Annotated in this window: 9 protein-coding genes, 3 tRNA genes and 3 other annotated features; of the genes, 11 read left to right on the top strand and 1 reads right to left on the bottom strand. The window is 31.4% G+C overall.

The window, feature by feature from the left end; all coding sequences use genetic code 11:
* The first annotated feature begins 81 nt into the window (after positions 1 to 81).
* The 4 genes from ABF633_RS16330 to ABF633_RS16315 all read left to right on the top strand — a co-directional run bounded on the left by ABF633_RS16330 (position 82) and on the right by ABF633_RS16315 (position 1,057).
* Positions 82 to 157 (top strand) — tRNA-Phe (locus ABF633_RS16330).
* A 5-nt stretch (positions 158 to 162) separates the two neighbouring features.
* Positions 163 to 237: transfer RNA gene (locus ABF633_RS16325), tRNA-Gly, on the top strand.
* A gap of 4 nt (positions 238 to 241) precedes the next feature.
* Positions 242 to 315: transfer RNA gene (locus ABF633_RS16320), tRNA-Cys, on the top strand.
* Between the two features lie 253 nt (positions 316 to 568).
* Positions 569 to 1,057 carry a DUF6241 domain-containing protein gene (locus tag ABF633_RS16315; protein ID WP_415524952.1) on the top strand — a complete coding sequence of 163 codons (489 nt, stop codon included), beginning with the start codon at positions 569 to 571 and terminating at the stop codon, positions 1,055 to 1,057.
* A 34-nt stretch (positions 1,058 to 1,091) separates the two neighbouring features.
* Here the strand turns inward: ABF633_RS16315 and ABF633_RS16310 are convergent, their stop codons facing one another.
* Entirely contained in the window at positions 1,092 to 1,790 is a 699-nt protein-coding gene (locus tag ABF633_RS16310; RefSeq protein ID WP_415524951.1) for a DUF6873 family GME fold protein, read from the bottom strand.
* Between the two features lie 126 nt (positions 1,791 to 1,916).
* On the opposite strand from ABF633_RS16310, the gene ytxC reads away from it, so the two are divergent.
* From ytxC to pheS, 7 genes are all read left to right on the top strand, one after another.
* Positions 1,917 to 2,840 carry a putative sporulation protein YtxC gene (gene ytxC / locus ABF633_RS16305; protein WP_415524950.1) on the top strand — a complete coding sequence of 308 codons (924 nt, stop codon included), beginning with the start codon at positions 1,917 to 1,919 and terminating at the stop codon, positions 2,838 to 2,840.
* A gap of 60 nt (positions 2,841 to 2,900) precedes the next feature.
* Positions 2,901 to 3,138 (top strand) — a binding site (T-box leader).
* A 44-nt stretch (positions 3,139 to 3,182) separates the two neighbouring features.
* Entirely contained in the window at positions 3,183 to 5,096 is a 1,914-nt protein-coding gene (thrS, locus tag ABF633_RS16300; protein ID WP_415524949.1) for a threonine--tRNA ligase, read from the top strand.
* A 52-nt stretch (positions 5,097 to 5,148) separates the two neighbouring features.
* Positions 5,149 to 5,257 (top strand) — a sequence feature (ribosomal protein L20 leader region).
* Positions 5,258 to 5,299: 42 nt separating this feature from the next.
* Positions 5,300 to 5,827: a translation initiation factor IF-3 gene (infC, locus tag ABF633_RS16295; protein ID WP_415524948.1), complete on the top strand. Its 528-nt coding sequence runs from the start codon at positions 5,300 to 5,302 to the stop codon at positions 5,825 to 5,827.
* A 19-nt stretch (positions 5,828 to 5,846) separates the two neighbouring features.
* Positions 5,847 to 6,044, top strand: a complete 198-nt coding sequence (gene rpmI, locus ABF633_RS16290) for a 50S ribosomal protein L35 (protein ID WP_003443614.1) — start codon at positions 5,847 to 5,849, stop codon at positions 6,042 to 6,044.
* A gap of 28 nt (positions 6,045 to 6,072) precedes the next feature.
* Positions 6,073 to 6,429 carry a 50S ribosomal protein L20 gene (gene rplT / locus ABF633_RS16285; RefSeq protein ID WP_015616201.1) on the top strand — a complete coding sequence of 119 codons (357 nt, stop codon included), beginning with the start codon at positions 6,073 to 6,075 and terminating at the stop codon, positions 6,427 to 6,429.
* 225 nt (positions 6,430 to 6,654) lie between these two features.
* Complete coding sequence (locus tag ABF633_RS16280; RefSeq protein ID WP_415524947.1) at positions 6,655 to 7,440, top strand: TrmH family RNA methyltransferase; 786 nt, start codon at positions 6,655 to 6,657, stop codon at positions 7,438 to 7,440.
* A gap of 100 nt (positions 7,441 to 7,540) precedes the next feature.
* Positions 7,541 to 7,821 (top strand) — a binding site (T-box leader).
* Positions 7,822 to 7,879: 58 nt separating this feature from the next.
* On the top strand, positions 7,880 to 8,899 hold the full coding sequence (gene pheS / locus ABF633_RS16275; RefSeq protein WP_415524946.1) for a phenylalanine--tRNA ligase subunit alpha: 1,020 nt from the start codon (positions 7,880 to 7,882) through the stop codon (positions 8,897 to 8,899).
* Positions 8,900 to 8,988: the final 89 nt, after the last annotated feature.

The raw sequence follows: 8,988 nt of genomic DNA, 5'->3' as shown, positions 1-8,988 counted from the left end.
GAGTGCTGGCCTGTCACGCCAGAGGTCGAGGGTTCGATCCCCTTCCAGGTCGCCAATATTTTTTTATGTTTAATATACTGTGGCCAGTTAGCTCAGTCGGTAGAGCAGAGGACTGAAAATCCTCGTGTCCCTGGTTCGATTCCTGGATTGGCCACCAGAAGTGCGGGAGTGGCTCAGTGGTAGAGCGTCACCTTGCCAAGGTGAACGTCGCGAGTTCGAATCTCGTCTTCCGCTCCATTATGGCGCTATAGCCAAGTGGTAAGGCAGAGGTCTGCAAAACCTTTACCCCCAGTTCAAATCTGGGTGGCGCCTCCAGAATAAAACCCTCGAAAACATTAGTTTTCGAGGGTTTTTAAAATTTGTTAAGTATTTGATGATTTTTTTACGGATTGTTCTACAACTATCCTAAAGAAATCGTTTTATTTTTTGATAGACTTTCTGAATATCTTGGCAGTTTCCTTTGTTATTGTAAATATTTAATTGTATTCCTTTTAATACTGTTGCATAATATTGTAAAACTATTAACAGTTTGTTACAATTATATACATGAAATAAATGGAGGAATACTATGGAAAATAATTATACAAATAGATTCTATAAAAGTTGGTGGTTTTATTTAATTATTATAGTTGTTCTACTAGGGTTAGGGACAGGCTATTATTTTTACACTACACATTCAGCAGCAAAAATGTCGGAAAAGGTTTTTGATAAAAATATTAATATAAGCAAGGAAGGCGTAGTTACTCCAAAAGATAGTACAAAAGCAGTAGTAAAGGTGAGAAATGAAACTGAAATTTACAATGAAATACATAAAATGGCAAATACTAAAATTATAGCGGAGGGTAATAAGATTTGGGGGCAGATTGAAATAACTCCTGAAATATGTAATGAATTAATAGTTGAATTGAGTTACTCCAATTATAGTGACAAAGATACTTTAACTAAATGGCTTACGGAGTGGAAAAATAAAGATTATTCTGATAGCGTAGAAATACACAATTATGTGTGGAATAAATTAAATGGCAATATAGGTAAAGCTACAGAATTGAAAAAATAAATAAAAAATACTGAATATTCTTATTCAGTATTTTTTATACACGAAATAGTGTACCTCTATCTATGAGGTTACCTTCAGATAGAAAAATTGGTTTTACATCCTGCTCTATTAAAAATTTTAAAACCATACCACCATATAAATAATTATCTAAGCTTCCGAAAAAAACAATACTGCCTTCTTCAACAATACCACAGGTACCACCTATAAAACCATAATTTAATCCTGGTAATCCGATATGGCCTGGAGGAACAAGGAGAACATCCATGCCGTTATAGGTGAGCATATCATGTATCTTTATATCACTAGTAATGGCAGCCGAGTTATTTATTAGAGCAGTAGAACATTTACTATAGCCCTGTTTTACATTTAATAATTTTTTATCTTTAATCATAGATATTAAATTTTTATCTGTGTATTTTAAATTATGTAAAAATATATCTTTTGTACTGAGGGCATTAAGAAATATATCATAGGGATAGGTTTCTTTAAGACTATTATGACTTTTAATTACATTATAATTTAAATTTTTTAAAATATTAATAAAAGATAGTTCCATAGTGCTATGAACCACTATATTTTTTTTATCTATAATGTGTAATAGCATATCTGGATGACCACATACGGCATTATACAGTCTATTACTAGGTGGTACTATTATAGGCTCAAATCCATTTTTATATAAATTTTCTTTCTCAGTTTCACTAATCCTAAAATCTACTAATACATTTTTCAATTTTTTATACCTCAAAATTTAAAATTTATTTATTTTATTTTAGCATAATTTTTTTACTTTTACTTAAAATAAAATGCATATAGATTTACGTTAGCCACATACTATTTTTGGGAAGGAGTGAGAAATGTGCTTCTAAAAAACATTGTTTATAACGGAGAAAGAGAAGATGTAATAGATGGTTTAGAATATATAAAACAAAATTTAGAAATAAAAGGAGTTAAATTGGGAATCTCAGAAAGTGTAGAGAATAAAACTCACTTCGTTAAAATATTTTGTAGTGATGAAATTTTTAGTTCTAAGGTTGAACACAATTTTAATTTATATTTAAGTATGCTTTTATATAAATTTATGTCTGAAGAATTTTATGATAAAAGATTAATAGAGTTTTTAAACGAAAACTATTTTTTCCTTAAGGGTGAAGAGATAAAGGATTTAAAAAAGATATGCAAAGATTCATTTTTATGTGAAGGCAAAATTAAAGATGAAAATGAGGTCTACTATATAAATAGGAAAAATTCAATTACAAGAAAGATACTTCAATGTGTTAATGAGAATGCTTTAATAAATATAGAGGGCTTTGTTACATTCAGAATCAAGGAAATGGAAAGTGATTTTCAAGCTATAGTAGATAAATCTGTGGAAAAGTATATGATAGATAAAGAGTATGATGAGTTCATTAATCTATTAAAATATTTTGTAGATATTCAGGAAAGCAAAATAGATGAGATTAATATATCCTCTAATATTAAAGGAGAATATATTATTAAGGATAAAAGTGGTAATGATATAAGTGAAGAACTTATAAAGGGATTAAAGAATACAAAATATAATAATAAAGAGAATCAAGAAGATATAATTATTAGTGGACTTATAACTCTGGCACCACGGAGTATAATCATTCATAATATAGATGATTTTAAGAAAAGAGAATTAATAGATACGATAAGTAATGTATTTGAAGATAAAGTTAAATTTTGTGATGATGATGCGGAAATAGAGAGCTTAGAGACTAAACTAGAAAAAATAAATAAAGATCTTATAAAAGTTTAATTTAATTATTGACATATATAAATTTGTAGCATAGAATGAACTTAGTTAAAGCATATTAGTAAAAATGCAATGAAAAGGAAGAGTAAATAAATACTGTTCTAAGAGAGAGAAGTCATTTGCTGTGAGACTTCTTGAATAAGATTTATTGAAAACCACCTTTGAGTTAATTGCTGAATTTAAGGCGTTTGAGAATGCCTTAGTAGGCTAAATTCGCTTGTCGGCGTTAAGATATTAAGTGAATGCTGTATTTAAATGCAGTGTTAATTTGAGTGGAACCGCGAAATAACTCGTCTCATTATTGAGGCGAGTTTTAATTTTTTTATTTATTAGGAGGAAAAAATTATGGTTAAAGTGACACTAAAAGATGGTAAAGCTTTAGACGTAGAAAAAGGTGCAAAAATTGAAGATGTTGCAAAAAGTATTAGTATAGGCCTTTACAAAAAAAGTCTAGGTGCTAAATTAAATGGAAAAAGAACAGAATTAATGGCAAAAATAGATGAGGACTCTACTCTTGAAATATTAACCTTTGAAGATGAAGACGGAAAATGGATATTAAGGCATACAGCTTCACATATATTGGCTCAAGCAGTGAAAAGATTGTATCCAAAAGTAAAATTAGCTATCGGGCCAGCTATAGATAATGGATTTTATTACGATTTTGATGCTGATTTTCCAATAACAGTGGATACACTAACTGCTATAGAAAAGGAAATGTCCAAAATTGTAAAGGAAAATTTACCTCTTGAAAGATTTGAACTACCTAGAAATGAAGCTATTGATTTTATGAAACAAAAGGGTGAGGACTATAAAGTAGAGCTTATTGAAGATCTACCTGAAGGAGAGATAATTTCCTTCTATAAGCAGGGAGATTTTACAGATCTTTGCGCAGGTCCTCATGTGCCATCTACTGGAAGAGTAAAAGCTTTTAAACTTCTTTCTGTAGCAGGTGCATACTGGAGGGGTAATGAAAAAAATAAAATGCTTCAAAGAATATACGGTACAGCTTTTATAAAAAAAGCTGATCTTGATGAATATTTAAATATGCTTGAAGAGGCTAAAAAAAGAGATCATAGAAAACTGGGAAAGGAACTTGATTTGTTCAGTATTCATGAAGAGGGGCCTGGTTTTCCATTCTTTCATCCAAAGGGTATGGTAGTTAGAAATATACTGGAAAACTATTGGAGAGAAGTGCATACAAAGGCTGGTTATGATGAAATAAGAACTCCTATTATATTAAATGAAGAATTATGGCATCAATCTGGACATTGGGATCACTATAAGGAAAATATGTACTTTACAAAAATAGATGATAATGATTATGCCATCAAACCAATGAACTGCCCTGGATCAATATTGGTGTATAAGAATTCAATACATTCCTATAGAGAATTGCCAATAAGGCTTGGAGAACTTGGTCTTGTTCACAGACACGAGAAATCAGGAGCATTACAGGGTCTTATGAGGGTAAGATGTTTTACTCAGGACGATGCTCATATTTTTATGACAAAGAATCAAATTACAGAAGAAATTTTAGGAGTAATTAAGCTTATTGATTCCTTCTATAAAATTTTCGGATTTGAATATTTTGTAGAACTTTCTACAAGACCGGAAGATTCCATGGGAAGTGATGAAGATTGGGAAATTGCTACTAATGGATTAATAGAGGCATTGAAGTCAGCAGGACTTAAGTATAAAGTAAATGAAGGTGATGGTGCTTTCTATGGTCCTAAAATAGATTTTCATCTCAAGGATTGCATTGGTAGAACATGGCAGTGTGGTACAATTCAACTGGACTTCCAGCTGCCTGAAAGATTTGATTTAACTTATGTTGGAGCAGATGGTGAGAAGCATAGACCAGTAATGGTTCATAGAGTCGTATTTGGAAGTATAGAAAGATTTATAGGAATACTCATAGAACATTATGCGGGAGCTTTCCCTACTTGGCTTGCACCAGTTCAACTTAAAGTTATGAATATAACAGAGAACCAAATCGAATATCTAGACAAAGTAGTTAAAATGTTAAAAGATTCAGGCTTTAGAGTGGAAAGTGATGTAAGAAATGAAAAGATAGGTTATAAAATTAGAGAGGCACAGCTTCAGAAGATTCCATATATGCTTATAATAGGAGATAATGAAGTGAAAGAAGGAAATGTTTCTGTAAGAAGTAGAAAAGATGGGGATTTGGGAAGTTTAAATGTAGAAGATCTTATATTAAAATTGAAGGCTGAAATAGATCAGAAAGTAAATAGTCTATAAAAAATTATTAACAAATTTATTGACAAAACATTAAATGGATAGTATAATACTTTATGTCAAGAAGAAACATGCCGTTTCTCACCTTACAGCATTGCTAGTTAGGTTTGATTTTAAATTTTGGTTATTACTGAGGGCGGCATTTGTCGCCCTTTTGTTTTGTTTAAATATTTACTATGCATGTTTCTTTTTCATGAAATTCGGAGGTGAAAATCATTAGTAAGAATAATAGATTTCTCATTAATGAAGAAATTAAGGAAAAAGAAGTAAGGGCTATAGGAAATGATAATTCACAGCTTGGAGTTATTTCTACTAGAGAGGCTATAAGGCTAGCAGAAGAGCAAGAGCTGGATTTAGTTCTTATATCACCAGGTGCAGTTCCACCAGTTTGTCGAATTATAGACTTTGGTAAGTTTATATACGAGCAAAATAAAAAAGAAAAAGAAAATAAGAAAAATCAAAAGGCAGTAGTGATTAAGGAAGTTAGATTAAGTGCTACAATTGAAGAACATGATATAGCAATTAAAGCTAATAATGCTAGAAAGTTTTTACTTGACGAAGACAAGGTGAAGGTTACTGTTAGATTTAGAGGGAGAGAAGCAGATTATGCCTTCAAAGGCAATAAGATATTAGACAACTTTGTTTCTAAAATAGAGGATGTTTGTGTCATTGAAAAAAGAGCAAAGCTTGAAGGAAGAAATATGACAATGGTTTTAGCTCCTAAAAGAGCATAATCGAGGGGAGGAAATTATTATGCCAAAAATGAAAACTAAAAGAGCAGCAGCTAAAAGATTTAAGCTTACAGGTACTGGAAAGCTTAAGAGAGCAAAGGCTTTTAAGAGTCACATATTAACTAAGAAAAGTACAAAGACAAAGAGAAACTTAAGAAAAACTGGATATGTTTCTGTAACACAGGAAAAGACAATGAAGAAATTGTTACCATACCTATAATAGAGTTAGGTTGAAGGAGGTTTTTTAAATGGCAAGAGTAAAAAGAGCTGTAAATGCTCGTAAATATCATAAAAAAATATTAAAACTTGCGAAGGGCTATTATGGTGGAAAAAGCAAGTTATTTAAAACTGCTAACGAAAGTGTTATCAGAGCATTAAGAAATGCATACGTTGGAAGAAAGTTAAAGAAGAGAGATTTCAGAAAGCTTTGGATAGCTAGAATAAATGCTGCTACAAGAATAAATGGTCTTTCATATTCAAGATTCATCAATGGAATCAAATTAGCTGGTATAGACCTTAATAGAAAAATGCTTTCAGAAATAGCTATAAATGATCCTAAAGCATTTACAGAATTAGTAGAAACAGCTAAGAAACAATTAGCTTAATACATAAAAAGCAGCCTAATCAGGCTGCTTTTTTATCAATGGATCTTATTCAGTGTGAGTTTATATTCCACTTGAGTTTAGATAAAGTATCTAGGAATATGCCGTTGCTATGTACATTTCTAGAAAAATAAAAGAAATAAAATTTATTTTGGAAAGATAGTGTATTACAGCAGCTAGTCATGGAACTGATAGAATTCTCGGATATAAAAGTGAGGATTGATATAATTGTTAGAAGTAATAAAAAGTAAGGATAATTCAACAATTAAAGAAATAAAAAAATTACAGGAAAAAAAATATAGGAATCTTTGTAACCGATTTATAGTGGAGGGATTTAGATTTGTTTCAGAAGCTTTGGATTCAAAATTTCATGTATGTTATATTATAATTAGTGAAACAATAGAAGAAAAATTCAATAAGCTCAGATTAAATGAGAAGGTAAAGGATAATACTAAGCTTATTAAGGTTTCTGAGGCTATATTAAAGAGTATATGCAGTACGGATAATCCACAGGGAATTGCAGCGGTGGTCAGTAATAGAGAAACTATTATGGATTATAATGAGGGATTTTATATATTGGCAGATAAGGTTCAGGATCCTGGAAATATGGGAACCATTATAAGAACTGCCAATGCAGCTGGTGCAAAAGGTGTTATAGTAACAAAAGGCACCGTGGATATATATAATGATAAGACACTTAGATCCACCATGGGTTCTATATTTAAAATACCAATAATAGTAGATGAAGATTTAAATTATTTAACTAAGTTAAAGCAGAAGGATTTTAAATTAGTTGTCAGTTCTTTGGATACGGATAATAATTTTTATGATATAGACCTTACAGGAAAGGTAATTATTGCAGTTGGAAATGAAGGCAGTGGAATTAATGAAGAAATTTACAGCCTTTCTGATGAAAAGGTAAAAATACCAATGCCGGGTAATGCAGAGTCCTTAAATGTAGGAATAGCAGCAGCAATAATGATGTTTGAAGCAGTTAGACAGAAAAATAGTTGAAAAAAAATCTTAGTATGGTTATAATAGTAAATGTGATTTTATATTTAAGTCGTTTTTAAAATAATTTTGTATATTTCACTTGTTATTTATATTTAGATAGAATCAGGCTTTGAAGGAGAGAGTAAGTATAAACTTTGCTTTACAGGGAAAGAAGGTTATAAATTGAGAGCCTTTTTAAGTAAAATATGCTGAAGTTCACTCTGGAGTTCTGTTGGTGAAAATCATTTTAAAAGAATATATAGTTAGTATATTGGCGTATTTTATTCAGTTGTATGGAATATTTCTTTTAAATATGAAGGTAGCCTTCAGCGGTTAAAACCGTTATATTTTCGAGAGGACTTTTGTCAATTAGGGTGGTACCGCGGATACTTCGTCCCTTTAGGGGATAGAAGTTTTTTTTGTTTTTTGATAAATAATTATTTAGGAGGAAAATGAGTCTATGAAGGAAAAATTAGAGGAGATTAAAAATAGTGCCATTGCTGAACTCAAGAATTCAGTAAAAAAAGAAGAACTTGAAAAATTAAGAGTGAAATATCTTGGAAAAAAAGGAGAACTTACACAGATATTAAGAGGTATGGGTGCTCTTTCAAAGGAAGAGAGACCGATAATAGGTAAAATAGCCAATGAGGTGCGGGAAAAAATAGAAGGTATAATAAATGAGGCTATGGAGAGTTTTAACCAAAGAGAAAAAGAAGAAAAATTGAACAGTGAAATAATTGATATCTCTCTTCCAGGTAAAAAGCAGACTATAGGCCATAGAAATCCACTGGATATAACCCTTAGAAAAACAGAAGAAATATTCCGTTCTATGGGTTTCACTGTAGAAGAGGGTCCAGAGGTTGAATACGATAAATACAATTTTGAAATGCTGAATATACCTAAAAATCATCCAGCCAGAGGTGAACAAGATACCTTCTATATAAATGATAATATGGTTTTAAGAACTCAAACTTCACCAGTTCAAATAAGGACTATGCTAAGTCAAAAGCCACCTATAAAAATGATATCACCAGGAAAGGTCTATAGGTCAGATGCAGCAGATGCTACTCATTCTCCTATATTCTATCAGGTAGAGGGCCTGGTAGTTGATAAGGGAATAACCTTTGCGGATATGAAGGGTACTTTGGAAATGTATATAAAAAAGATGTTTGGTGAAAATGTAAAGACAAAATTCAGACCTCATCATTTCCCATTTACAGAACCTTCAGCAGAACTTGACATCTCCTGTTTTGCCTGCGGCGGAGAAGGCTGCAAGGTTTGTAAGGGTGAAGGTTTTATAGAAATGTATGGCTGCGGTATGGTTCATCCACAGGTGCTTAGAAACTGCGGTATTGATCCGGAAGTCTACAGCGGTTTTGCTTTTGGGGTAGGTCTTGATAGAATCGTTATGCAAACCTTAGGTATAGATGATATAAGACAATTATATGAAAGTGATATGAGATTTTTAGATCAGTTCTAAAGAATAAAGTTAAAAATTAGAGTTGGTTTTTCAATTCCGTTGAAAAAAGCTGTAATATGAATTTTTAGCAGGAGAGCGGAAAAATTGAT

Origin of the sequence: Clostridium sp., assembly GCF_047718555.1 — a bacterium.
Lineage (GTDB): Bacteria > Bacillota > Clostridia > Clostridiales > Clostridiaceae > Clostridium_I.
Note: the sequence above shows the minus strand (reverse complement) of the source record. Positions and strands in the feature narration are given on the sequence as shown.